Below are 24,165 nucleotides of genomic sequence, written 5' to 3'. Positions count from 1 at the left end.
TGTAGATATTTATCAATTACTACCTGCTAAAGCGCGGTAGTTTGTGTAACGCTTGCAAAGCAGATTAAAAGCGTAAACGCTAAAACTCTGATATTCTAAAATCATCTTTTTTGTGATGTTCCTCATGCTGTTCTATATATTTTTGCACTTCTTCTGAATTCACATTGCCAACTGTCACAACAAAATACCCTCTGGCCCAAAGATGTTGTCCACAATACCGCTTACGGAGCAGTGCAAATTCCTGTAGCAACTTACGACTACTTATACCTTTAATATATTGCACAGCTTTAGATATTGATATACTAGGCGGAACCAATGCTAATATATGTACGTGATCAGGACTCATACTGCCACTAATTATATTTATGTAATTAGCAGCACATATTTCTCGGATTACTTCCCTAGTTCTAATCGCAACTTGCCCAGTTAAAACTCTATACCTATACTTAGTACAAAATACTATATGATACTTTAGGTCATATAGGCTGTGGGATCATCTCCTATATTCCATTCGTCCTCCCTTAGCACATTTCCTAGATAACTAATACTAAAGTGTTCGCCTAAAGGCGAGGGTCTTAACCATATCACATATAACTACATAAAAAGCTCTTTTATATTGTGAACATAGCCTCGTGAACTAATGCAAGTAGATGATTTTAAATTCACTGCATAATAAGTTACAATATTAGAATTAACGCAAGTTATGTTACGTTTTTACAATGTATAATTACAAAATCAGCAGAATCTCTTTTACTTTATCTTATGCGTCTATAATCAATCTTTGATGACCAGCACAACTGATATATTTTATATATTCATCTATAACATATATTAAGAGTTAGTGATTCTTTCGTTCAAATAGATTAAGCTGATCACAGAGTAGTAACAATGAAATTAAAATTCTTGAGATATGATGAGATGTTGTTGGTATAAAAGTAAGGTTCGTGATTTGAATGACATCAAATTTATAAAGAAAAACTATCGCATCTATATGAAATAATGCATGCTATCTAGCAGATGTTTGATTCATTCCTGAAACTTAGTTATTATACTTCTTTAGCATAGACTAAAAAGCAGTAATTGAAGCATTTCAAGTTGTTATGCAATAATAGAAAAATACCAAATAAAGTATGGATGAAATTTATGCAAAATATTAAGTTAACATTACCAGAATTACCTTACTCACTTGATGCGCTAGCTCCATATATTTCAGCACAAACTGTAGATATACACTACAATAAACATCATCAAACTTACCTTAATAACCTTAATAATTTGCTACAAAACCACACGTTGAGTGGCAAGAAGCTAGATGATATAATTATGTTGAGCTACGATAATTCAAATGATGTTGCAATATTTAATAATGCAGCGCAGGTGTGGAATCATACATTTTATTGGAATTCCATGAAAAAAGGTAGCGGAACTCCAGTTGGAAAATTGCAAGATAAGATCAAAAGTGATTTTGGAAACTATGAGGCTTTCAAAGAAGAATTTACAAAAGTTGCTTTATCACAATTTGGTAGCGGGTGGGCATGGCTTGTTTTCGATCCATCAACAGAAAAGTTAAAGATCACAAAAACAGGAAATGCAAACCTTCCAATGATAAGCAGGCAACAAGCATTAATTACAATTGATGTATGGGAACATGCATATTACATTGATTATCAGAATAGGAGAATAGAATATCTGAAAAACCTTCTTGATAACCTAATCAACTGGGAATTTGCAAATCAAAACTTCTTGGCAATATAGTTAACATATGTGAATAATATAAGCATGTTAAATCCTTTTAAAAGCGCTGGAGTAGTAAATAATAAAACTAATAAAGAGGATGCTAAAATCCTAAAGAGTTGGTATCAAGAACGTTATGAATCCACCTTGATCCAACGCAATGTTCTTTTTCTATTGCTTACAGTTGCAATTGGAGTGCTGGCAGCTTCTGTTTTTATAATAGGCTATATAAGAAGCACAAGATCTATAGAACCATTTGTTATTGAAATAGAAAAAAAGACTGGCGTTGCAACTGTTGTTGATCCATTGACTGTAGCTGCTTACTCTGCAAATGAAGCAGTAAAAAGATATTTTGTAATGAAATATATATCTTCAAGAGAAGAATATTTCCAGTCTACGTTTTCTCAAAATTATTACACCGTTGTCAGGGTACTATCGACACCCAATGTATATTTTTCAGATTATAAACCAAAGTTCAGTTTGGCAAATCCAAATAGCCCATATAATATATATGGACAAGCAAGCACTAGAAAAATATCACTGAAATCTATAATATTTCCAACTGAAAAATCCGCACAAGTTAGAATAATGATGGAGGTTTCTGGCGCTGTTACATCAAGATCTGACAAAATTGTCTTTTTAGAATTTGATTTTCAAAACGTTGAGATGAATGAACAAGAACGTTTGATAAACCCTCTTGGCTTTAGAGTTACACTTTATAGGATTGAAGATGAGAGAATACAGTAAAATATTTTTTGTCATATGTTTTTTGTCCGTGCAATTTCCTGCTATGGATTTTGCACATGCAAACAAATCTATCACTACAGATAGTAGAATCAAAACATTTGTCTATAGTGAAAATGAAGTATTTCGAATAGTTCTCAATTATGGCTATCAAACTAGTTTAGAGTTCGCAGACGGAGAAGAAATTAACACCATTTCTGTAGGGAACAATTATGCATGGCAACTTTCTCCAGTAGGGCGCAGACTTTTTATAAAGCCACTCGAAGATGATATATTAACAAATATGACGATCATCACAAATAAACGCACATATCAGTTTGAATTGCAATCTAAGCTGCCGTATGGTGCTATAGATGACGAGCTTGTTTATGTCGTACGGTTCTTCTATCCAGATGAATATAAAGACACTATAAAACCTCAGCTAAGTAAAGTGAGGGAAACAGATACCGTTCCTGCTATCAGACCTTACAATTTCAATTATAGTGTTAACGGCTCTAACAATGCTTCCCCAACAAAGGTTTTTGATGACGGAATAAAAACATTCTTCTATTTTGGTAAGTATAGCTCTGCTAGAGCGCCAGTAATATCCTCTAAAAAAGATGGGAGGTTTTTAGAGTCATCTTTGAAAAAAGTGGGTAAATATTTTGTTGTAAACACAACTGCTGCTCAGTTTAGAATTTCGTTAGATGGGGAAGTTGCTGAAGTTACTAATAACGAATTTACCAAGTAATGCAGATGGATAAAGATAAAAACGATGTAAATGAGGAAGTGCAAAACACTCAAGAAGGTGAACAGAGTGCTCAAGAACCCACTCTTGGTAATTATAGCAAGAAGGAGCATGAATACCTACAGAATGAGGAATTTGACTCTCAAGACACAAAACACTCACCAAGTGAGCGCATAAAACCCTCAAAAACTGTTAATGAACAATTTTCTGCAGTGGCTGCAGCTCCTGCGCAGCGTAAGCTCATCTTAGTGTTTTGTATCATAGCACTTATAGTCACAATATATTTTCTCTTCTTTAAAAATGATGCAAGTAATAAATTATCAGATCAAGATGGAAAAACTTACTCAAACAAAAACGAAATAATGAAGGAAGCTGTACCCGTTCCTCGTGCACCTGAAGTACAAGCTTCCACTCCACAACCTGCGCCGAAATTACCTGATATACCAACTCTCAAAGAGCCGTCACCACCAACTCCTCCCCCTGCTCCACCACCTCTACCTGCAACCCCACCTGTTCAAAGTATACCGCTTCCAACAGCAAGTGGGCCTGACATCACAAAACCTTTTAATATCGATGACTTAGATAGCGATAAACAAAAAAAGTTAGAAGCAAGACGCAAATCTGGAATCATAGTAGTTGGCAGTGGTTCTGTTAAGTCGTTTATGGATACAAAAGACGATAAATCAAGCAAAAGTAGTGATTCATCTGCTGATGGCGATTCTAAAGAGAAAACTGATTTTTCTGGATTTTTAGGTTTTGGCAACGGATCTTTTGATGGTGGAACTATACAAAGTAGTCCTAGCGTCAAAGTAAATGCTACAAAAACAGAAGCATTAGATAGAACTCTATTGCAAGGCAAAATAGTGCATGCTGTACTAGAAACAGCTATAAACACTGATATTCCTGGAACATTAAGAGCACTAGTAACACGAGACACTTATGCTGAAAGTGGTAAAAGTGTGTTGATACCTAAAGGTTCAAGATTAATAGGTAGCTATCAATCAAGTATTGCAAATGGGCAGACTAGAGTAAATGTGGTGTGGGACCGTCTAATCAGGCCAGATGGAATTGATATAGCAATTGGGTCAGCTGCCACAGACCAATTGGGTAGAGTCGGTGTACCTGGCGATGTCGATACTAAGCTTTTTGAAAAACTCGCAAGCGCTTTTCTGGTATCTTATGTTATTCCTATAGCAGCAAGCAAATTGGATGATTCTACAACAACCAGCACAACATCAACCACAGGCGGTATACCAAGCGTTACTGTCACAGGGAGTACTACTGCAAATGCTATTAATCAAGGCACACAGCAATTTACACAAGTTGCAAAAGAGGCATTAGCTGCAAATTTCCCAACTCAACCTACAATTATTATAGACCAAGGAGTAAGAATCAATATACTAGTTCAGAAGGACCTAGTATTTCCTCCTTCTACCATTCTTAACAACACTGTGATAGGAAGATGAAGTTTACAGCGCTTGAGACATACCTTGAACCATTTAAATATATCTTTGCAGAGGATGGAGTAAGTGAAGTATCTATAAATAATCCATTTGAGTGCTGGATTGAGAACCGTGGCAACATGAGAATGGAAAAAATGCCAGAACTAGATTTTGACCATTTACGAGGCCTTGCACAGCTTGTTGCACAATCCACAAGCCAGACAATATCTGAAGAAACTCCACTGCTATCTGCTACACTTCCTACTGGCTTTAGGATACAGATAGTTATCCCGCCAGCTTGCGAAGCTGGAAGTATAGGGATTTCCATAAGAAAACCATCTGCGATGAATCTAGATTTAGATGGTTATGAAAAATTAGGTGCATTTGAACGCACTGTAATATCTGAATCCTCAGATCCGAATAATGATATTTTGCTCAAATTTCTAAAAGAGAATTCTATAAAAGAGTTTTTGTATCAATCAATATTATTTAAGAAAAATATAATAGTTAGCGGCGGAACTTCTACAGGGAAAACAACTTTTACGAATGCTATGCTAAAAGCAATACCACAAGAAGAACGCTTAATTACATGCGAAGATGCAAGAGAAATAGACTTAAAAGACCACCCGAATACTCTGCATTTGTTGGCTTCAAAAGGTAGTCAAGGTAGAGCTAAAGTCTCAACTCAAGACTTAATAGAAGCATGTCTAAGGCTTAGACCAGATAGAATAATAGTTGGAGAATTAAGAGGTGTTGAAGCTTTTAGCTTCTTGCGTGCCATTAATACTGGACATCCAGGATCAATCTCAACACTTCACGCAGATACTCCTAAAATGGCTATTGAACAGCTAAAACTTATGGTAATGCAAGCGGGGCTTGGGATGCCTCCCGAACAAATTAAAGAATATATAATGAATGTAGTGAATATCATAGTGCAGCTAAAGAGAGGTGAGCACGGAAAAAGATACGTCTCTGAGATATATTTTGATGCACTACATAAGGATGACTTAAGGTGACATAAATATGTGGAATGAAATTAAAAATTTTATAGCTGCTCTCTCATGCGGATTACTTTGTATAGTATTGTCTATATATTTGTCTGGTCTCATCTTCGCATGTACAGAATATGGAACTGCTAAAGCACTTTCACCGGAGTTTGTAAAGTCACTTGCACCATTTGATATCTTAATTAGATACTACATGTGGTGGTTTAAGTACTTAAGTAGCATCAACATATCATATAACAATTACTTTATCCCTCGTATAATCATCTCTTCTATAGTACCACTTGGAACATTCATTACGCTTATAATAGCATTTAAAGCAAAGATATATGCGCTTAGACCTTTTAAAGCAGAAGAATCTATTCATGGTGACGCCAAATGGGCATCTGAATCTGATATAAAGAGACTTGGCTTGCGCTCAAAGAAAGGTATGCTCCTTGGAAAAGATAAAAATGGCTTTTTAGTTGCAACAGGTTATCAACATGCGCTGTTGTTTGCACCTACAGGTTCTGGTAAAGGTGTTGGGTTCGTAATTCCTAATCTTTTATACTGGGAAGATTCTGTAATTGTACATGACATTAAGTTAGAAAACTTTGATCTTACCAGTGGATGGCGTTCTAAAATTGGCCAAAAAGTATACTGCTGGAATCCAGCAAACCCTGATGGAATCACGCACTGTTATAATCCAATAGATTGGGTCAGCCCTAAGTCTGGCCAGATGGTAGATGATGTGCAAAAGATAGCTAACTTGATAATGCCAGAAAAGGAATTTTGGAACAACGAAGCTAGGTCACTTTTTGTAGGGGTTGTGCTATATCTAATAGCAGACCCTAATAAAGTTCCATCATTCGGTGAAGTAGTGCGGACAATGCGTAGCGATGACGTCGTCTATAATTTAGCTGTAGTGCTTGATACAATGGGAAATGATATACACCCAGTTGCATACATGAACTTAGCTGCCTTTCTTCAAAAAGCTGATAAAGAACGCTCTGGCGTAATATCTACAATGAACTCTAGCTTAGAACTTTGGGCGAACCCTCTTATAGATACAGCTACAGCCTCTAGTGACTTTAATATTCAGGATTTCAAACGCATACCAACAACAGTATATGTTGGTTTAACACCAGATAACCTAAAAAGATTACAGCCTTTGATGCAGGTTTTCTATCAACAAGCAACCGAATTCTTGTCAAGAAGATTGCCAAGTAAAGAGGATCCATATGGTGTTATGTTTATGATGGATGAATTTCCAACACTTGGTAAAATGGAACAGTTTATGACTGGAATAGCGTACTTTAGGGGATACCATGTACGTCTCTTTCTGATTATTCAAGATACAGAGCAGCTAAAAGGAATATATGAAGAATCTGGAATGAATTCATTTTTATCAAATTCTACATACCGCGTTACTTTCGCAGCGAATAATATGGAAACTGCAAATTTAATATCTCAGCTCTGTGGAAATAAGACTGTTGACCAAGTATCTGCTAGCAAGCCTAAGTTTCTTGATTTCAATCCAGCTTCTCGCTCTTTAAACGTTTCTAAAACACAACGTGCTTTATTGCTACCACAAGAAGTGATAGCACTACCAAGAGATGAACAAATTCTATTAATAGAGTCAAGTGGTCCTATAAAATCTAAGAAGATAAAATATTATGAGGAGTCAATTTTCAAAAAACGGCTTTTGAAACCTATTGAGATTCCACAACAAGAACCATATGATCCAAGAACTAGCAAACGAAAAAAACAAGATGAAAGTGAAGGTAGTACTACAGCAATAATAGAAGCAGAAAATACCGCACAATCTTAAATTGTCTAGTTATACGCGCGCCAAAAGTCTCGAAAGTATGTATCAATTACTACCTGCTAAAGCGCGGTAGTTTGTGTAACGCTTGCAAAGCAGATTAAAAGCGTAAACGCTAAAACTCTGATATTCTAAAATCATCTTTTTTGTGATGTTCCTCATGCTGTTCTATATATTTTTGCACTTCTTCTGAATTCACATTGCCAACTGTCACAACAAAATACCCTCTGGCCCAAAGATGTTGTCCACAATACCGCTTACGGAGCAGTGCAAATTCCTGTAGCAACTTACGACTACTTATACCTTTAATATATTGCACAGCTTTAGATATTGATATACTAGGCGGAACCAATGCTAATATATGTACGTGATCAGGACTCATACTGCCACTAATTATATTTATGTAATTAGCAGCACATATTTCTCGGATTACTTCCCTAGTTCTAATCGCAACTTGCCCAGTTAAAACTCTATACCTATACTTAGTACAAAATACTATATGATACTTTAGGTCATATAGGCTGTGGGATCATCTCCTATATTCCATTCGTCCTCCCTTAGCACATTTCCTAGATAACTAATACTAAAGTGTTCGCCTAAAGGCGAGGGTGTTAACCATATCACATATAACTACATAAAATGGTGCTTGGAGCGCAAAAATAGCGCTTTAAATCTGTAAGAAAATGTTATAATAAACGTAAAAATCTTACGGATTTTGTGAAAGCAGTGTTTGCATGGCACATGAATAATAATATATCCAAAAAATTAGCGCATGGCCGAATTCTGTACTAATTTTTGCACATTTCACTTCTCCATAAAAATTTATTTGCTTGCACAAGTCAAATTTTCTAATTGGTTAAAAACATAAGCTAAGTATTCTCTTGGCTTATGTATTATTTTCTACACTATAGTAAATTGAGCTGAGGTTTGCGTATTAAAGAATTGAACCAAAACATACATATGTTATTACTTTTTTCCGAAAATCTTCGCTGTATGAGGATGCCATTTTCCTTTGGGTGTAACACATATCTATATATATACGCAAACTACAACTTAATTTACCATATATATTCGCCTACAAGTCCTAAAAGCTAAGAGCTTTATAAGAGCTTCAGGCGAATATTTCCCAAGCGGCGGCACTGGCACTGCATCAAAAATCTTCTATTTGATCACTCAAGATCAGTTTTCTTAGCAACTCTCGCATTTTTGAAGAAAGAATAATTGCAATTTAGCCATATAATTAACAAATTCTCCATAAAAATCTTTAAATATTTAATTGACATGGCAAGATCAATTTGTTTATAATACGTATCCCATATAAAATGCCAATCACCACAATAAAGCGGCAAAAATATGCGGCTTTCTCTTTATTATCAAGAGTTGCCAGCTAAAATAGAGACATTTAAAACTAATACGCGCAACGACCTCTACATTTATCGCATATTAATGTATTTTCAGGAATTTACTTATGAAACGCACAGAAAAGACAATAGATTTGAGACAGAGTTATGATGAAATCATTGCTCAGATGCAAAATGATAATTACCTTCTGCCTCCAAAGTGGCTGCAGAATGAGGAATTTTTCTTCCATATTTTGCAGCAAGAAGATGCTACAATTCTCGCAACTTTCTTTAAGGCCGCTCAAAATAATGGAGTAAGTATTAAACAAATTGAGAGTTTTCACAATTAGATAGAAGTATGATATGATCACTTTTTTAAAAACTAAAGAGTGGTTTTATGGTTTGTTGTAAGGGATGTTGCTCTGATATCTTTGTAAAGAATGGCATTGTGAGGGGGTGTACAGCGTTATAAGTGCAGATCATGTTCTAAATTTTGTTGAGGGCGATCTGGGCAAGAAGCCTCAAACAGCTGTTAAGAAAGCATTATGCGTTATGCTATATAGTCTTGGTAATGGCTCTTTTTCTATGTTATGCAAGATATTATGGCATTCGCCGTCCATAATTTATCGCTGGGTAGTAGAGGCGATGGGCAAGACTCAGGAGCCAGGTGTCTCTTCGGATATTATGGAGATGGAATTCGACGAGATGTGGCATTTTATTGGTTCAAAAAAAACAAGCTTTGGATCATTAAGGCAGTTGATCGTAGTACAAGGAGAACAGTTGCCTGGGTTACAGGCAATCGTGATACTGCAACATTCCAAAAGCTCTACAACAAAGTGAGTCATCTGAAAGAATGTCATTTTATACGGATGATTGGGAGGCTTTTTCTAAAATTTTACCCAAAGAGCGTCATACAATTGGAAAGTCTGGCACAGTATGTATCGAGAGAGATAATAGCAACACGCGACACCATTTATGCCGAATGACACGGCGCACTAAAATCGTTTCTAAAAAAGAGTCAATGGTATACGGATCCATCAAGCTTTGGTGCGCTCTTACTATTACACAAATATTCAAACAATATCAAGAACAGCTCTTATCTATCTTTATGTGAAAACTCTCAACAAATTATAGAAGGACAAAAATATAAAGCATTGAAGCTTGCAGTAAAAAATCAAAATCATCAGGTAATGGAGCTATTACTGGATTATGTTAACAAGGAAGGAGTAGACCTACAAGCAGTGCTGCAAGATGTCGAGCACATGCTTTTTATCTATGCAGTACAAAATGAGAATCATGAGGTGATGGAATTATTACTTGAGCAGGGAAGCAATGCTGGTATAAATATACAAAAAGCGCTGAAAAGCCGGGATTACTTACTCTTCCAGTACGCCGCACAGAATGCAAATCATGAGGTAATAAAATTATTACTTAAGAAAGGAAGCGATGTTGGAATAGACATACAAGAAGCATTGAAGACAGAAAAGTACACAACTTTTAGCGATGCAGCAAAAAATAAGAATCATAAGGTGATGGAATTATTACTTGAGAAGGGAAGCGATGTTGGAATAGATATAAAAAAAGTATTAAAAGCTAAAAGTTGTATGATTTTCTACTATGCAGCAGGAAATGAGAATCATAAGGTGATGGAATTATTACTTGAGAGGGTAAGCAATGTTGAAATAGACATAATAACAGTGCTGACACGCTGGACTCACTCATTCTTCCAATACGCCGCACAAAATGTAAATCATGAGGTAATAAAATTATTACTTGAGAAGGGAAGCGATGTTGGAATAGATATAAAAAAAGTATTAAAAGCTAAAAGTTGTATGATTTTCTACTATGCAGCAGGAAATGAGAATCATAAGGTGATGGAATTATTACTTGAGAGGGTAAGCAATGTTGAAATAGACATAATAACAGTGCTGACACGCTGGACTCACTCATTCTTCCAATACGCCGCACAAAATGTAAATCATGAGGTAATAAAATTATTACTTGAGAAGGGAAGCGATGTTGGAATAGATATAAAAAAAGTATTAAAAGCTAAAAGTTGTATGATTTTCTACTATGCAGCAGGAAATGAGAATCATAAGGTGATGGAATTATTACTTGAGAGGGTAAGCAATGTTGAAATAGACATAATAACAGTGCTGACACGCTGGACTCACTCATTCTTCCAATACGCCGCACAAAATGTAAATCATGAGGTAATAAAATTATTACTTGAGAAGGGAAGCGATGTTGGAATAGATATCAATTACTACCGGCTAAAGCGCGGTAGTTTGTGTAACGCTTGCAAAGCAGATTAAAAGCGTAAACGCTAAAACTCTGATATTCTAAAATCATCTTTTTTGTGATGTTCCTCATGCTGTTCTATATATTTTTGCACTTCTTCTGAATTCACATTGCCAACTGTCACAACAAAATACCCTCTGGCCCAAAGATGTTGTCCCCCAATACCGCTTACGGAGCAGTGCAAATTCCTGTAGCAACTTACGACTACTTATACATATAAGTTGGCTCCTTATATTTGATATTGCTTGAAAATTTTCCACCTGAGTTTTGATCAATTTCTCTTCGCACCTTGATCGCTGTAGACCATATTATATTACCAGCAATACGCACTGTTCCGTATATTTCTGGTATTACATTACCGTATAGCATAAGTGACTAAGGTGCTGACAATTTAATTGTATTAAAAACAGCATCATAAAGAGTATCAAATAAATCTATAGTTTTTCTAATTTCATTTTTTATCTTAAACCAGTAATGCTCTATAGGATTTAAATCAGGAGAGTAAGTTGGTAAAAATAATATGTAACAACCCACAGATTCAATTAACTCTTTCACTTTAGGATTCTTATGGAAGTTAATGTTATCCATAACAACAGTTTGTCCAGGTTTTAATTCTTTAATTAACATCTCCCTAATATAAGCTTCAAAGACCTCTTTATTGCAATTACCCTCAAATATTACGGGAGCAATAAGATTACAATTACAAAGACCAGCTATCATACTTATTCTAGTTTTATGTTGATACACCTTTTCCCCATAGCACCTTTCTCCTAAAATACTACAACCATATCCTTTACAAGCATTATCTTCTATTCCAGATTCATCAAGATATACTATTTTATCTCTTGTGATGGTTTTTATCTTTTCAATAAATTCATGTCTTAACGGAATATCTCTTTTCGGATGAAGATGAGTTTTTTTTATAGCTATAACCAAGTTTTTTTATCGCCTGTAAGATCGTTGTAGGTGATATATTACACCACTTCTTTGCTAGTTCTTTTGATGTCATAGCAATATTTAATTCAAAAAATTCTTTAAAATCTTCTAGATTTTTGATCTTATGACTGTGACCTTTTTGATAACCACTTGCTGCTTTCAAAGAACCGTGCTTATCTTGCAGAATTTTCCACTTATAGATAGTATCACGACTCACTCTAAATAGTTTACTCACTTTAGTGATTCTTGCACCATTTTCTAATGCTTCTATTACTCTTACCCTAAGTTCTATTGGATATGCTCTTGCCATAATTTTATGCTTTTTATTTCATACTCACTTTTTATATCTTAATTCCTAACTTTTGTCAGTATCTTAGTCACTTATGCTATATGTTGCACTTTGGTGATTGATATATGCAATCCCTGCAACACTCGTATCATTTCCACTAAATAATTGTTTATCTATTACACTTCCCAAAAAGCTACTAAAATATCTCCCAATAGTAGGAGCAAAAAAACCGCCTATAAGATTTTCACCTAATTTCTCACCTGTATTTCCCAGTATAATAGATGCCATAAATTCCTCGATTATTTTTAGTAAAATAGATGATTTTAGTTATAAGCTTTCCATGTGCAGCAGAATAAATACTGCTGCACATTCATCAAAGTTGTTTTACTAGCTGAGGTTTTTAGGTGCTGTGTCTTTGTTTCTTGAATACATGGCAGTTATATTCTTGAAAAATGCCATGAAAAACATGTTAGGATTTATGCGCATTACATTATATTGATAGATAAGATTCCAAAATTTTTATCTGAAAACCAAAAATTGCTAAGTAAATCTGATATATTTGATAAGTTAAAATTGCGCCTTCCGGAAGTATGCATCTTGAATTATATAGGAGAGCTAGATATAAATAAATCCACCAAGGATTATAAGAGTATATTCAAATTCTCCGCGAAAGATGATGGACTAATAAGGTTCTGATACTGTCTTAAAAAAACAAGCATTAAATTAGGATTAAAGCTAGAATTATTTTTAATTACGCCAAATACGGTATGTAGTCCATCCGTCAAAAATTAGCTCAGTATTCGGCCCTGCGCTAATTTTTGGATATATTAATTGGTCCTGTACCCCGCGCAAACACTACTTTCACAAAATCCGTAAGTTTTTTGTGCTTATTATAACATTTTCTTACGGATTTAAACACCATTTTGACACTAGGGGGCCATTTTATGCTTATTTCGAGACTTTTAGCGCGCGTAACTTACTAGTAACTTGCATTGTTAAAACACGAGCTTTTCACGATAAAGACAATAACATTATACTTTTGACGTTTGAGCTAGTATCCCTCTGCTATATTTTAATTATGCATATAAAAATTATAGCTTTAAAAGCATGTAATGCAGTATTCCGCCTGCTTTTACGTATTCCATCTCTATCTCAGTATCAATCCTACAAATCAGTGTTACCTCACTTTGTTTGCCACTTGGACTTCTTATAACACAACTTAATTCCTGTTTTGGTTTGACACTTTCGATATCTGATATATCAATATACTCATCACCTTTTAAGCTTAAATTATCACAAGTTATATCCTTAAGCATAAAAGGTATAATGCCCATGCCGACTAGATTTGATCTATGAATACGTTCGAAGCTTTCTGCTATGACAGCCCTAACACCAAGCAAACTAGGACCTTTTGCTGCCCAATCTCTAGATGAACCAGTTCCATATTCTTTACCAGCAAATATGACAAGAGGAACACCAGCATTTTTATATTCCATAGCAGCATCATATATACTCATCTGGGCACCATTCTTCTGATAACATATAGTGTAAGGGCCCTCCACGTTATCAAGCATTTTGTTTTTAATTCTTATGTTTGCAAAAGTTCCTCGCATCATAACTTCATGATTTCCGCGCCTTGAACCATATGAGTTAAAATCATTTTGTTGCACACCAAGCGATGTTAAATATATAGCAGCTGGACTATTCTTCGCAATAGAACCAGCCGGACTAATGTGATCAGTTGTAGTGCTATCTCCTAGGATAGCAAGAATCCTAGCACCAGAAATGGATGTAAGACTATTGCTATTTCCCATATTGTTAAAATATGGCGGACACTTTATATATGTACTGCTTGAATCCCAAGCGTAGTTAGTACTTGTTGAGCTGCTAATTCTTCTCCATTCTTCGCTGCCACCAAACACATCTTTATAGCTATTATTAAACATTTCTGCGTCTATAATATTCATAATAGATTTAATTTCAGCATCAGTTGGCATAATATCTGATAGGTACACTTCTTCACCGCTTGCGTTAGTAGCAAGTGGCTCTGTTGCAAGATTTACCATCACATTGCCAGCAATAGCATATGCAATACAAAGAGGAGGAGAAGCCAGGTAATTAGCACGTACTAGTGGGTGTATTCTACCTTCGAAATTTCTATTTCCTGACAAAACTGATGCAACCATCAAATTATTTTCTGATATATCACGCTCCACTTTTGGCAACAATGGACCGGAATTTCCTATGCAAGTAGTGCATCCATATCCAACAGTGTAAAAACCAAGCTGCTCTAAATATTTATCTAATCCAGATTTTTTCAGATATTCTGTAACAACTTGAGAACCAGGTGCTATAGAAGTTTTGACCCAAGGTTTTGAGGAAAGGCCGTGCTTTACCGCATTTTTTGCCAAAAGTCCTGCGCAGATCATCACAAAAGGATTTGATGTATTTGTACAACTTGTAATCGCTGCTATTACTACTGCTCCATCTTTTAAGCTGTTCATACTTTTCGAAGCAAGAGACATAACTTTTTTGCTACTCTTATGAAAGTCAGATAAAGATTCCTTAAAGTTTGAGACAACATCTTGCAGCAATACCCTATCCTGTGGTCTTTTTGGACCAGCCAATGTCATTTCCACAGCGTTTAAGTCTATCTCTATATGATCACTAAACTCCATTTCAGCATTGTCATCACGCCATAATAACTGTGTTTTAGCATACTTTTTGACAAGAGCAACTTGCTCTCTTGTTCTACCAGTTAGCTCAAGGTACTTTATAGTTTCATCATCTATAGGGAAAAATCCACAAGTTGCTCCATATTCAGGAGACATATTTGCAATAGTTGCTCGATCTGCAAGTGTGATTGATGAAAGTCCAGGTCCATAAAATTCAACAAACTTGCCAACTACTCCTTTGCTCCTAAGCACATTTGTTATAGTTATTACTAAATCTGTTGCATTGATTCCATGTTTCAGTTTGCCAACTAATTTTACACCAACGACTTCTGGTAATACCATGGAGATAGGTTGTCCAAGCATTGCAGCTTCAGCTTCTATACCACCTACTCCCCAACCAAGCACTGAAAGTCCGTTAATCATTGTAGTATGACTGTCAGTTCCAACTAACGTATCAGGAAATACCAGATATTTATTTGAATCACTTGAACTCCATACAACTTTAGCAAAAAATTCTAGATTAACTTGGTGACATATTCCAGTGCCAGGCGGCACGACTCTAAAGTTGTCGAAAGCATCTTGTCCCCAACGCAAAAATTCGTAGCGTTCTTTATTGCGATTCATCTCATTTTCGGTATTTGCAAGTAATGCAGAGACACTACCATATTTATCTACCTGAACAGAGTGATCTATTACAAGATCTACAGGAATTAATGGATTAATTTTTTTGGGATCTCCACCTTTTTTCAAAACTGCGTCTCGCATAGCAGCAAGATCAACAATAGCAGGAACACCTGTAAAATCTTGCATTAGCACTCTTGCAGGAAAAAATGCCACTTCTTGTTCTGATTTATTATGTTTTAACCAGTTCGGAATTGCTTGTATATCAGCAATAGATACATATTTTCCATCTTCGTGCCTAAGCAAGTTTTCAAATAATATCTTGATGGAATTAGGTAGTTTTGCTAGTTGAAAACCAAGCTTAATAGCCGCATCCTGCAAACTAAAAAATTGATATTCTTTTTTTTCGCCCTCTATTGTTAGAGCTGCTTTCACTTTCAAACTATCCACAGATTGCATATTTTCCCACTCAAAAAGATGAATACTATCTAAAGGGTAATAATATATAATGATAAATACCCTATCTAGTTAAGACGATAACATTTTTTAATAAAAAGTAACAAAGCATTATTTATGATTTGCGAAAGAAGTGTAAGTTATCAAAATTTTTTACATATATATGCAACTTTTCATCGCATATTTTAATTTATTATTTCTCTTAAAAAATGCTAAAAATTGAAATATAGAAGTAATTTTGATTTGACAGCATAGCATTTCTGCATATAATATTTCAAAAAATGAGAGTTTTCACATAAAGATAGATAAGAGTTGTTCTTGATATTGTTTGAATATTTGTGTAATAGTAAGAGCGCACCAAAGCTTGATGGATCTATATACCATTGACTCTTTTTTAGAAACGATTTTAGTGCGCCGTGTCATTCGGCATAAATGATGTCGCGTGTTGCTATTATCTCTCTCGATACATACTGTGCCAGACTTTCCAATTGTATGACGCTCTTTGGGTAAAATTTTAGAAAAAGCATCCCAATCATCCGTATAAAAATGACATTCCTTCAGATGACTCACTTTTTGTAGAGCTTTTGGAATGTTGCAGTATCACGATTGCCTGTAACCCAGGCAACTGTTCTCCTTGTACTACGATCAACTGCCTTAATGATCCAAAGCTTGTTTTTTTTGAACCAATAAAATGCCACATCTCGTCGAATTCCATCTCCATAATATCCGAAGAGACAACTGGCTCCTGAGTCTTGCCCATCGCCTCTACTACCCAGCGATAAATTATGGACGCCGAATGCCATAATATCTTGCATAACATAGAAAAAGAGCCATTACCAAGACTATATAGCATAACGCATAATGCTTTCTTAACAGCTGTTTGAGGCTTCTTGCCCAGATCGCCCTCAACAAAATTTAGAACATGATCTGCACTTATAACGCTGTACACCCCCTCACAATGCCATTCTTTACAAAGATATCAGAGCAACATCCCTTACAACAAACCATAAAACCACTCTTTAGTTTTTAAAAAAGTGATCATATCATACTTCTATCTAATTGTGAAAACTCTCCATCATTTAACTTATCATCTATATACAGCTCATCTTGTTGTTCATTTTGATGTCTCTGTGACTTAGACAGCACTCTAACTTTACCAGTCGCATAACCAACAGCACCTATTTGTTTAAAATACGCATGTCTACTAAAATCAAAGCCCCAAGGTAACATCGGCCTTGGAGGTGGCAATATATTACACCTAACCTCTATTTTATCACCGACATTCAGAGCTAAATTTTTCTCCCTTGTATTAATCCTGATCTTCACAGGACTTTTAGCCTGCTCCACTTTGTCTATACTTAAATCATAAAGATATAATCTCAAATCTCTCGATCTTACCTCTATATTTTCTATCTTGCCAATCACTAATACAGAATCAATCTTTGTATCTATCATATGTGTAAAAGCACTGTCACTTCTAAATCTTGCAGCTAGATAGCCGATAGATATACAAAGTACTGCAGCAAGAACGCAATAAAGAATTACATTTCTTTTTGAGCACATCATCAGTATATATAAACACACTAAAAGTATGAGTAGCTGGTACATTTTCATAAATGCACCAACATAGAGGAAATAGAGTATTCCGAGTCCTGCGAAGAAAGGAACCCACAGCAGCCTATTTTTTATTTCTTCAGAGAACCAAGACAAGTTTTGTAGTACAAGAGTTAATTGATATTAAAGCTTCACAAGTATAGTCAAGAACATTGAAAGTATTATAGAGTAGGTGTGTAGCACAATCTGAAGTTATATCTTTAGCACACAATTTTCAAACATTTTAGCAAGCTGCTGATTTTGCTTTCATAAATAATATAACGCCTTCAAATTCCCTGACTATATTTTAAAAATTAGGTTAAAAAAGTCTGCGCAAGTAGCTTTGACGAGCAGTGCTATTATATATTGCAATTTTTTTAAGTACAGAGACCAATTATCTTAATTTTACAAAAAAATATCAAAATTGCGAAAGCATCTCTATTTATAATAAGGCAGCATGACCTCTCCTAAAGCACTATATTTTATAGATTGCTTGCTATGATCTTGATTTTCTATTTCGATTTCAAAATTCCAATCTATAACATCACTTCCTATAGTAGAAATTTTCATATACATTTCTTTCGTCACTTTTAAAGCATTTTTACACCTTCGCAATCTCCATATAATCAGATTGATCAGAAAAAGGACTACTTGCTTGGACTATATTTAGCTCTTCATTTATTGCATTTATATCAATATCAAACGTATTATTTACCTTATTAAATTAGCACGAGTTGCCAATTAATATTAAGCATCTAAGCTACTAATTACCGGTAATGCGGATCAATAGATCTTTCATCAAATCATCAAAACCAGTACCTTGATGCAAAAACCTTTTTCATATGTTATTTTTATTTATTTGCAAAAACCCTCAAGCAACATATAGGGCCCTAAAATCTGCCACACAGCAAGCAATTAATTGGCAACTCGCGTTAAATTATATCAACACATATACTGCCGCTTTATATTAGACCTCTTTTGAAACTCTATTTCCTTTTTGAGAACTGGTGCGTTGATTTCGTGCCTAGGATCCTAAATGTATATCAAATACACTCCACTCCTTCTTGCGCCTAAATCTCCTGCCATTTCTTTGCCAGAAGCTAGTTTCAAAAGAGGCCTATCATTTATGCTATTGAGATGAAGGGATAATGGGCAATATTCTACTGATTTTCTTATAAACAGCAGAATATTTAAGCGGCGAATAGAACACACAAGCACAGACTAGCGGATCATCTCCCAGATCTCAATATTTTTGCTCGCAAATCAGCTTAAAAACCTATATTTTTTTAGAATATGTTAAATATTTGCGATATTTACAACGCTAGGCTGTATCTTGCAATCATTACATATAGCATTACCGGCAAAGTGCACAAGCATATCGCTTAATATAGTAAATTAAGTTGAAGTTTGTGCATATATATAGATGTGTGTTACACTCAAAGGAAAAATGCCATCCTCATACAGCGAAGATTTTCCGAAAAAAGTAATAACATATGTATGCTTTGGTTCAATTCTTTAATACGCAAACTTCAACTTAATTTACCATATAAGCAAAGGCATTGCCTTTGCTTGCACGCACTTTTAAAGAACAAGGTTTTTAGAAATTCGTTTTTAGTATGCTGCTTAAGGTGAGCTAGCAAGAGAGTCACAGAATATTCTCAGAATATTGTAGTGTTAGAGACAATCGATAGCTTTCATTCTGCATGCAACACACAGATTCCTTATGTCAAACTTGGATTTTGATAGGAAAATTAAGATGAGATTTAAAGCGAGCTATACTAGAATTACAGCGACGAAGAGCACACTTAAATTAAAAAAAAGACGAAGCTAAAGTGTTCTGTTATTTGTGGGATTTTGTATAAGCTATTAGCATGTATAGCAAAGGAAGTTAAAGATATTACAAACTGACATATGGTTTTAAACTTCAACTTCCTTGACTATAGTACAGCCCTATCATCCTCTTTCAGCTAGAGGATACTCTCGCCATACTTTATAAAATTGGTGCCTTTTAAAGACCACTCGTTACAGATTATTACACATACCACAAAATTCTTCCTAGCTCTTATTTGAAGTCTAACTTCGTATGTGTGCATAATTGAATACCAACTCTTCATTTTATCTGTGGTATATAGATCTCTTCCTATGAACGCACGAAACACACAAAGAGAATAATAAATAGAAATTTTTAACAAGCAGACTTTTCACACTCACAACAACATTGCTTGATGAGCTTGCTACCAATGAAAACTAACTATAAACCACACGTCTACGTGCAAGGGAATCATCCTTCTGAGTTTTTCAAATGATGGCAAGAAAAACCGCAAGAGCATACAACAATTAAACAATGAACAATAAGGCTACCTACTTTTGTTGTCACTGACAAAGCTACAACTACTAAAACCCTAAGCAACAGGGAAAGCATCATTTTTCCTGTTGCCCTAGAAACGCCAAATAGATACAAACATGTTATTATGAAAAAAATAGGAAAGACCTCTATATAGATTTAATCTCTTCTGTTTCCCATGATGCGCAACAAGGATATAAACAAATTTATGAAATCCATGTATAGGTTTAGAGCTCCAAATACAGCAACCTTTGAAACGTCAGCACTAGCACCACCAAGAGCATAGTAAGAATCCTTAATCTTACGAACATCATAAGCAGTAAGACCAGTAAATATCAATACACATATGAATGATGTAATGTAATGCAGCCCACTACTACGCAAGAAAATATTCACTAAACTAGCTATAATGACCCCAAACAACCCCATCATTAAAAATGAGCCAAAGTTTGTCAAATCTCGCTTGGTTGTATAACCATAAATGCTCATGGCACCAAAAAGTGAAGCAGTAATGAAAAAGACACGAGCTATGCTCTCACCAGTATAAGAATAGCATATTATAGCAACTGACACACCAAGCGATGCAGCATACGCGAACAAACAAGCTCTAGCAGCTTGAAAACTTATTGTGGCAGACTTTATACTCATGAACATCACAATGCCTATAGGAGCAAAAACCGCAACCCACCATATAGCACTCGACATAAGAGCCACAACCAACTGCGGAGAGGAAGCTATATAAATAGCAACAGCACCAGTTACAGCAAGCGCAAGCATCATGTAATTATAAACAGACAACATATAAGCACGCAAGCCCTCATCGAAGGTCGTATGCTTATCTGCTGCAACACTAGAAATATTCGATTTTAGCTTTATATAATCCATACCAATATCACAAAATAAAATTTTACAACAACAATCTAACATAATCTATCACAATTTGCAATCAGCACATTGATCAAAATTCGGCATTGCTAACTAAAGATAGATATCAGCAAGTCTTTATTAAAAAGCATTAGGATAGAGTTATAGATCATATCTATGGCCTTACTGTAACGTTTGGTTTTACGATGAAACCTGGCTAAATAGTGCCGTATTAATGAGTTGAATGATTCCACTAAAGACGTTTCTGCCTTAGTAGAATAGTGTTTTTTAGCAATCCTAAATTTTTCATAAACGTCGTAATGGTCACTGCATGATATCTCTATCTCGTAGCTACTTTGTAATCGCATGGCAATCGGAAGATAGGATGCAAAATCCCTGACAATGCTCACTTCAAAATCAACAACTTTATTTCTGTCCCTATCAACAGCAAGCCAAATGTAGACTTTGTTAGTTTTTTTGGCAATAACTAAAAAGCTCATCCAGCTCAATAATTGAGATTTGCTTGGCATCCTCAGGTATCGTAACATCATTCAGCCTTTGTTTTAGAAGCTTTGAGAATTTTCTAATCCACTTTATTATAAGTGAACTCGAGACCTTTTCTAATCTCTCGATTGATCTAATTCCAACTCCCTCCAGATACATACTAACAACCTTCATCTTTTTATTAAGGCTGTACTTTACTCTCATATCTCCAGACTTATAGCTCTTTTTACACTCTAGGCACTTATACCTCTGACGACCTTTAATATAGCCATTCTTTGTGCTTCCTATGCTGCCACAATGCTTACAACTTAACATATATAATGCTTCCAATATAACTTACTATCAAGGCAGTATACATATACGCGAATTTAAAAGCAAAATCTATTCTTGGTTAGCAATGCCCAAAATTCCCATGCATTTCTAAATTTATAAAAATACAGTGCCATTTTTATTCTATTCAGCTTTTTAAGCTATGTTTTATTCATAAAAGCTTAGGCAAACTAGATTGCTCAAAACACTGCAGGACACCAGTTGTGATTGATCGGCAACTCAATAGACTGCTTCTTAAAACAACTTGTTCCAGCCACAAATTGCTTTGTCGCACCGTGACTTCCTGAAGGATGCTTACTTATACACACTTCACTGAAACAAAAGTTTCAGAATGAACCTCATATTAAAAAGATAATTTCTTTTTAACATAGCTACCAGGCGCATCTTCTACTACCATTTTTTTATCAATTGATCTCTGTGGAATTTTAGCAGCCCCATGTTTTTGCATCCAGACTAACCAATCGTTCCACCAAGAGCCTTTAAATTCTTTAGCTTGCTCTAACCATACTTCTGGCTCTTTCCCCAGCTTTTCATTGGCCCAGTAGCAGTATTTCTCCTTGCTAGGATGGTTAATTGCGCCTGCAACATGACCTGAACCGCTCAGCACAAATCTCTTCTCGCCTGAATACACCGACGTTGCTTTATAAGCTGATTTCCAAGGCGCTATATGATCATCTTTTGTAGCAAGTATATAAGCTGGAATTTTTATATTTCTCAAGTCAATAGATATATCACCAAATTTAAGCGCGTTTGGTGCTACAAGAGCATTTTCTTGATACATTCTCCGCAAATAGAATGAATGCATTGCAGCAGGAAGACTCGTAGAATCAGAATTCCAGTAAAGTATATCAAATGCTCTAGGTGATTTTCCAAGCAAATAGTTATCTATAAAGAATGACCATATCATATCGTCAGCTCTTAGCATGCTAAACGTTTGATATAGATAATATCCATCAAGAATCCCATCCTTTGCCATTATACTTTCGATAAAGCGAAGCTCAGGCTCATCTATGAATACTCCAACATCTCCACATTCAGCAAAGTCCACCAGCGTCGTCAAAAATGTTACTGACTGTACTATATCAATTTTCTTTGCAGATAAATACGCCAAAGCTATAGCAAGGAGTGTTCCACCCAAACAATATCCAGCACAGTGTATTTTCTGTTCTTTTGTGATTTCTGCAACTTTTTTGATTGCAGTCACAGCGCCATCCGTCAAATAATCTTCAAAAGTTTTATGCGCAAACGATTTATCAGGATTCAGCCAAGATATCATGAAAACAGTATAACCCTGTTCTGTTAACCACTTAACATATGAGTTGGCAGGCTGCAAATCTAAGATGTAAAACTTGTTTATCCAAGCTGGAATTAGAAGCAGTGGTGTTTTATGCACTTCTTTTGTAACAGCTTCATACTGAATCAGCTGTATTAATTCGTTCTGATATACTACTTTTCCAGGTGTAACAGCTAAATTTTCTCCAACTGCAAATGCAGTTTTATCAACAGTTGGTATACTAAACTTACCATTTTTTTGTGCAGCTTTTAAATCTTGAAGAAGGTTTTCCATACCTTTTACAAAATTCTCGCCGTTGCTTGCAATCGCTTCTCTCATTACTTCAGGATTAGAAAAAGCAAAATTAGCAGGAGATATTGCATCACTAAAACGTTTTGTATAAAATTCTAGCTTTTTCTTTTGTTTCTCATCTGAAATATTTGAGCATTTAGCGATGTTGTTTAGCCAATCGGATTGCTTTATGTAAGTATCTTTCATAAATGCAAAAAATGGATTGTTTGTCCATTCTGAATCTGCAAATTTTCTGTTGTTTGAATCTGTGCTTTTTACCGAGGACAAGTTATTCAATGCACAAGAGGATGCAAACTGCTGAATCATAGGCATGATAATGGCAGGATTTGACCAAAACTGCATCACAGGAAGCATTACTTGCGAAAGCTCTTGTATCATAGAGCCTGGAGCATCGGCCTCTTGATTTGCGCAAATTGACATAAATATTCCCATCACTTCCTGATATTTTAGGTAAGCTGACGTAAGATTTGAGCTAAATTTTTGAAAATCATATACGCTTGGATCCATTGTCTGCATAACTTCCACTTCCTGGTATCTTGTGTTAAATCAAATTTTTGCCTTGAAGCCTTCTAAACGCCTTAAAATAAAAGTTGGCAGAGAATTTCAGGCAGCAAAAATGGCTTCCTAAATCCAATGAGGCATTAGCTAGTACTGGAGCTTATATAAAAACAATAGGAGCTGCAAGCAATAACAAACTATTCATGAGTACGCATGAATATTATTATGTAAATATCAAAAAGATATAAATACTTAAAGTTTTGATACTTGTTTTCTGCAACCAAACATATTAAGTTTTCTTTGCAATAATTACTTGCATGTAACAATGGAGAAATAAGGCCTTATCGTGTTAAATTTATTTTGCTAAATTATTA

Annotated in this window: 24 protein-coding genes and 2 pseudogenes; 11 read left to right on the top strand and 15 right to left on the bottom strand. The window is 35.2% G+C overall.

From position 1 onward, the window contains the following. Positions 1 to 79: 79 nt before the first annotated feature. A pseudogene (tnpA, locus tag AACK98_RS02775) lies at positions 80 to 481 on the bottom strand (IS200/IS605 family transposase); the annotation flags it as partial. A gap of 671 nt (positions 482 to 1,152) precedes the next feature. Here tnpA (AACK98_RS02775) and AACK98_RS02770 point away from each other — a divergent pair. The 6 genes from AACK98_RS02770 to AACK98_RS02745 are packed head-to-tail and all read left to right on the top strand — an operon-like array spanning position 1,153 to position 7,461. Next, positions 1,153 to 1,755: a superoxide dismutase gene (locus AACK98_RS02770; RefSeq protein ID WP_410520012.1), complete on the top strand. Its 603-nt coding sequence runs from the start codon at positions 1,153 to 1,155 to the stop codon at positions 1,753 to 1,755. A 9-nt stretch (positions 1,756 to 1,764) separates the two neighbouring features. Then, on the top strand, positions 1,765 to 2,481 hold the full coding sequence (locus tag AACK98_RS02765; protein ID WP_339042123.1) for a type IV secretion system protein: 717 nt from the start codon (positions 1,765 to 1,767) through the stop codon (positions 2,479 to 2,481). Between the two features lie 28 nt (positions 2,482 to 2,509). Then, positions 2,510 to 3,208 (top strand): TrbG/VirB9 family P-type conjugative transfer protein, encoded by a 699-nt coding sequence (locus AACK98_RS02760; protein WP_339042121.1) that lies wholly within the window; start codon positions 2,510 to 2,512, stop codon positions 3,206 to 3,208. Between the two features lie 5 nt (positions 3,209 to 3,213). Further along, positions 3,214 to 4,671 carry a TrbI/VirB10 family protein gene (locus AACK98_RS02755; protein WP_339042119.1) on the top strand — a complete coding sequence of 486 codons (1,458 nt, stop codon included), beginning with the start codon at positions 3,214 to 3,216 and terminating at the stop codon, positions 4,669 to 4,671. Then, positions 4,668 to 5,663 (top strand): P-type DNA transfer ATPase VirB11, encoded by a 996-nt coding sequence (virB11, locus tag AACK98_RS02750; protein WP_339042117.1) that lies wholly within the window; start codon positions 4,668 to 4,670, stop codon positions 5,661 to 5,663. The genes AACK98_RS02755 and virB11 overlap by 4 nt, the downstream gene beginning before the upstream one ends. A 7-nt stretch (positions 5,664 to 5,670) precedes the next feature. Beyond that, on the top strand, positions 5,671 to 7,461 hold the full coding sequence (locus AACK98_RS02745; protein WP_339042115.1) for a type IV secretory system conjugative DNA transfer family protein: 1,791 nt from the start codon (positions 5,671 to 5,673) through the stop codon (positions 7,459 to 7,461). A 109-nt stretch (positions 7,462 to 7,570) separates the two neighbouring features. Here the strand turns inward: AACK98_RS02745 and tnpA (AACK98_RS02740) are convergent. Then, positions 7,571 to 7,972 (bottom strand): annotated as a pseudogene (gene tnpA, locus AACK98_RS02740) (IS200/IS605 family transposase); the annotation flags it as partial. Between the two features lie 951 nt (positions 7,973 to 8,923). Here tnpA (AACK98_RS02740) and AACK98_RS02735 point away from each other — a divergent pair. The 4 genes from AACK98_RS02735 (at position 8,924) to AACK98_RS02720 (ending at position 11,110) form a co-directional block, all read left to right on the top strand. Continuing rightward, entirely contained in the window at positions 8,924 to 9,145 is a 222-nt protein-coding gene (locus tag AACK98_RS02735) for a hypothetical protein (RefSeq protein ID WP_339042113.1), read from the top strand. A 106-nt stretch (positions 9,146 to 9,251) separates the two neighbouring features. Beyond that, positions 9,252 to 9,635 carry a hypothetical protein gene (locus AACK98_RS02730; protein ID WP_339042111.1) on the top strand — a complete coding sequence of 128 codons (384 nt, stop codon included), beginning with the start codon at positions 9,252 to 9,254 and terminating at the stop codon, positions 9,633 to 9,635. Between the two features lie 13 nt (positions 9,636 to 9,648). Further along, positions 9,649 to 9,909: an IS1 family transposase gene (locus AACK98_RS02725; protein WP_339042109.1), complete on the top strand. Its 261-nt coding sequence runs from the start codon at positions 9,649 to 9,651 to the stop codon at positions 9,907 to 9,909. Positions 9,910 to 9,985: 76 nt separating this feature from the next. Further along, positions 9,986 to 11,110 (top strand): ankyrin repeat domain-containing protein, encoded by a 1,125-nt coding sequence (locus tag AACK98_RS02720; RefSeq protein ID WP_339042107.1) that lies wholly within the window; start codon positions 9,986 to 9,988, stop codon positions 11,108 to 11,110. Positions 11,111 to 11,121: 11 nt separating this feature from the next. On the opposite strand, the gene AACK98_RS02715 is transcribed toward AACK98_RS02720, so the two are convergent. The 13 genes from AACK98_RS02715 to AACK98_RS02655 all read right to left on the bottom strand — a co-directional run bounded on the left by AACK98_RS02715 (position 11,122) and on the right by AACK98_RS02655 (position 23,800). After that, positions 11,122 to 11,280, bottom strand: coding sequence for a transposase (locus AACK98_RS02715; protein WP_339042105.1), 159 nt, complete (start codon positions 11,278 to 11,280; stop codon positions 11,122 to 11,124). A gap of 20 nt (positions 11,281 to 11,300) precedes the next feature. Beyond that, positions 11,301 to 11,465 carry a hypothetical protein gene (locus AACK98_RS02710; protein WP_339042103.1) on the bottom strand — a complete coding sequence of 55 codons (165 nt, stop codon included), beginning with the start codon at positions 11,463 to 11,465 and terminating at the stop codon, positions 11,301 to 11,303. A gap of 6 nt (positions 11,466 to 11,471) precedes the next feature. Next, positions 11,472 to 12,342 (bottom strand): IS630 family transposase gene (locus tag AACK98_RS02705; RefSeq protein WP_339040258.1). Its coding sequence is split into 2 segments (ribosomal slippage): positions 11,472 to 12,017 and positions 12,019 to 12,342, totalling 870 coding nucleotides; the frame shifts between segments, so codons are not numbered across the junction. Positions 12,343 to 12,405: 63 nt separating this feature from the next. Next, a complete protein-coding gene (locus AACK98_RS02700; RefSeq protein WP_339042101.1) occupies positions 12,406 to 12,609 on the bottom strand; it encodes a hypothetical protein in 204 nt (67 codons plus the stop codon). 803 nt (positions 12,610 to 13,412) lie between these two features. Further along, entirely contained in the window at positions 13,413 to 16,076 is a 2,664-nt protein-coding gene (gene acnA / locus AACK98_RS02695) for an aconitate hydratase AcnA (protein ID WP_339042099.1), read from the bottom strand. A 288-nt stretch (positions 16,077 to 16,364) separates the two neighbouring features. Then, complete coding sequence (locus AACK98_RS02690; RefSeq protein ID WP_339040270.1) at positions 16,365 to 16,643, bottom strand: IS1 family transposase; 279 nt, start codon at positions 16,641 to 16,643, stop codon at positions 16,365 to 16,367. After that, positions 16,606 to 17,022: a hypothetical protein gene (locus AACK98_RS02685; protein WP_339042097.1), complete on the bottom strand. Its 417-nt coding sequence runs from the start codon at positions 17,020 to 17,022 to the stop codon at positions 16,606 to 16,608. Before AACK98_RS02685 ends, AACK98_RS02690 begins: the two co-directional genes overlap by 38 nt. Positions 17,023 to 17,111: 89 nt before the next feature. Beyond that, complete coding sequence (locus AACK98_RS02680; RefSeq protein WP_339042551.1) at positions 17,112 to 17,681, bottom strand: DUF4131 domain-containing protein; 570 nt, start codon at positions 17,679 to 17,681, stop codon at positions 17,112 to 17,114. A gap of 423 nt (positions 17,682 to 18,104) precedes the next feature. Further along, on the bottom strand, positions 18,105 to 18,254 hold the full coding sequence (locus AACK98_RS02675; RefSeq protein WP_339042095.1) for a hypothetical protein: 150 nt from the start codon (positions 18,252 to 18,254) through the stop codon (positions 18,105 to 18,107). A gap of 1,915 nt (positions 18,255 to 20,169) precedes the next feature. Beyond that, positions 20,170 to 20,937: a Bax inhibitor-1/YccA family protein gene (locus AACK98_RS02670; protein WP_339042093.1), complete on the bottom strand. Its 768-nt coding sequence runs from the start codon at positions 20,935 to 20,937 to the stop codon at positions 20,170 to 20,172. Between the two features lie 47 nt (positions 20,938 to 20,984). After that, the gene (locus tag AACK98_RS02665) at positions 20,985 to 21,374 is read right to left on the bottom strand and encodes an IS1 family transposase (protein ID WP_339040210.1); all 390 of its coding nucleotides are present in this window, start codon (positions 21,372 to 21,374) and stop codon (positions 20,985 to 20,987) included. Beyond that, positions 21,343 to 21,693, bottom strand: a complete 351-nt coding sequence (locus tag AACK98_RS02660; protein WP_339040208.1) for a hypothetical protein — start codon at positions 21,691 to 21,693, stop codon at positions 21,343 to 21,345. The genes AACK98_RS02665 and AACK98_RS02660 overlap by 32 nt, the downstream gene beginning before the upstream one ends. A 358-nt stretch (positions 21,694 to 22,051) precedes the next feature. Continuing rightward, the gene (locus AACK98_RS02655) at positions 22,052 to 23,800 is read right to left on the bottom strand and encodes a class I poly(R)-hydroxyalkanoic acid synthase (protein ID WP_339042091.1); all 1,749 of its coding nucleotides are present in this window, start codon (positions 23,798 to 23,800) and stop codon (positions 22,052 to 22,054) included. A gap of 83 nt (positions 23,801 to 23,883) precedes the next feature. Here AACK98_RS02655 and AACK98_RS02650 point away from each other — a divergent pair, with 83 nt between their 5' ends. After that, entirely contained in the window at positions 23,884 to 24,039 is a 156-nt protein-coding gene (locus tag AACK98_RS02650; RefSeq protein ID WP_339042089.1) for a hypothetical protein, read from the top strand. The last annotated feature ends 126 nt before the right edge of the window (positions 24,040 to 24,165 follow it).

The organism is Candidatus Lariskella endosymbiont of Hedychridium roseum, assembly GCF_964020185.1.
Classification (GTDB): domain Bacteria; phylum Pseudomonadota; class Alphaproteobacteria; order Rickettsiales; family Midichloriaceae; genus Lariskella.
The sequence above is the reverse complement of the archived record's forward strand: the minus strand, read 5'-3'. Positions and strand labels throughout refer to the sequence as shown.

What these genes read in the sequence shown, in the direction of transcription:
- AACK98_RS02700 (WP_339042101.1), bottom strand. Translation starts at nt 12,609, where the DNA reads ATGGCATCTATTATACTGGGAAATACAGGTGAGAAATTAGGTGAAAAT.
- AACK98_RS02655 (WP_339042091.1), bottom strand. Translation starts at nt 23,800, where the DNA reads ATGGATCCAAGCGTATATGATTTTCAAAAATTTAGCTCAAATCTTACG.
- AACK98_RS02720 (WP_339042107.1), top strand. Translation starts at nt 9,986, where the DNA reads ATGGAGCTATTACTGGATTATGTTAACAAGGAAGGAGTAGACCTACAA.
- AACK98_RS02725 (WP_339042109.1), top strand. Translation starts at nt 9,649, where the DNA reads ATGTCATTTTATACGGATGATTGGGAGGCTTTTTCTAAAATTTTACCC.
- AACK98_RS02710 (WP_339042103.1), bottom strand. Translation starts at nt 11,465, where the DNA reads ATGCTATACGGTAATGTAATACCAGAAATATACGGAACAGTGCGTATT.
- AACK98_RS02660 (WP_339040208.1), bottom strand. Translation starts at nt 21,693, where the DNA reads ATGTTAAGTTGTAAGCATTGTGGCAGCATAGGAAGCACAAAGAATGGC.
- AACK98_RS02680 (WP_339042551.1), bottom strand. Translation starts at nt 17,681, where the DNA reads ATGTACCAGCTACTCATACTTTTAGTGTGTTTATATATACTGATGATG.
- virB11 (WP_339042117.1), top strand. Translation starts at nt 4,668, where the DNA reads ATGAAGTTTACAGCGCTTGAGACATACCTTGAACCATTTAAATATATC.
- AACK98_RS02665 (WP_339040210.1), bottom strand. Translation starts at nt 21,374, where the DNA reads ATGAGCTTTTTAGTTATTGCCAAAAAAACTAACAAAGTCTACATTTGG.
- AACK98_RS02755 (WP_339042119.1), top strand. Translation starts at nt 3,214, where the DNA reads ATGGATAAAGATAAAAACGATGTAAATGAGGAAGTGCAAAACACTCAA.
- acnA (WP_339042099.1), bottom strand. Translation starts at nt 16,076, where the DNA reads ATGCAATCTGTGGATAGTTTGAAAGTGAAAGCAGCTCTAACAATAGAG.
- AACK98_RS02670 (WP_339042093.1), bottom strand. Translation starts at nt 20,937, where the DNA reads ATGTTAGATTGTTGTTGTAAAATTTTATTTTGTGATATTGGTATGGAT.
- AACK98_RS02735 (WP_339042113.1), top strand. Translation starts at nt 8,924, where the DNA reads ATGAAACGCACAGAAAAGACAATAGATTTGAGACAGAGTTATGATGAA.
- AACK98_RS02745 (WP_339042115.1), top strand. Translation starts at nt 5,671, where the DNA reads ATGTGGAATGAAATTAAAAATTTTATAGCTGCTCTCTCATGCGGATTA.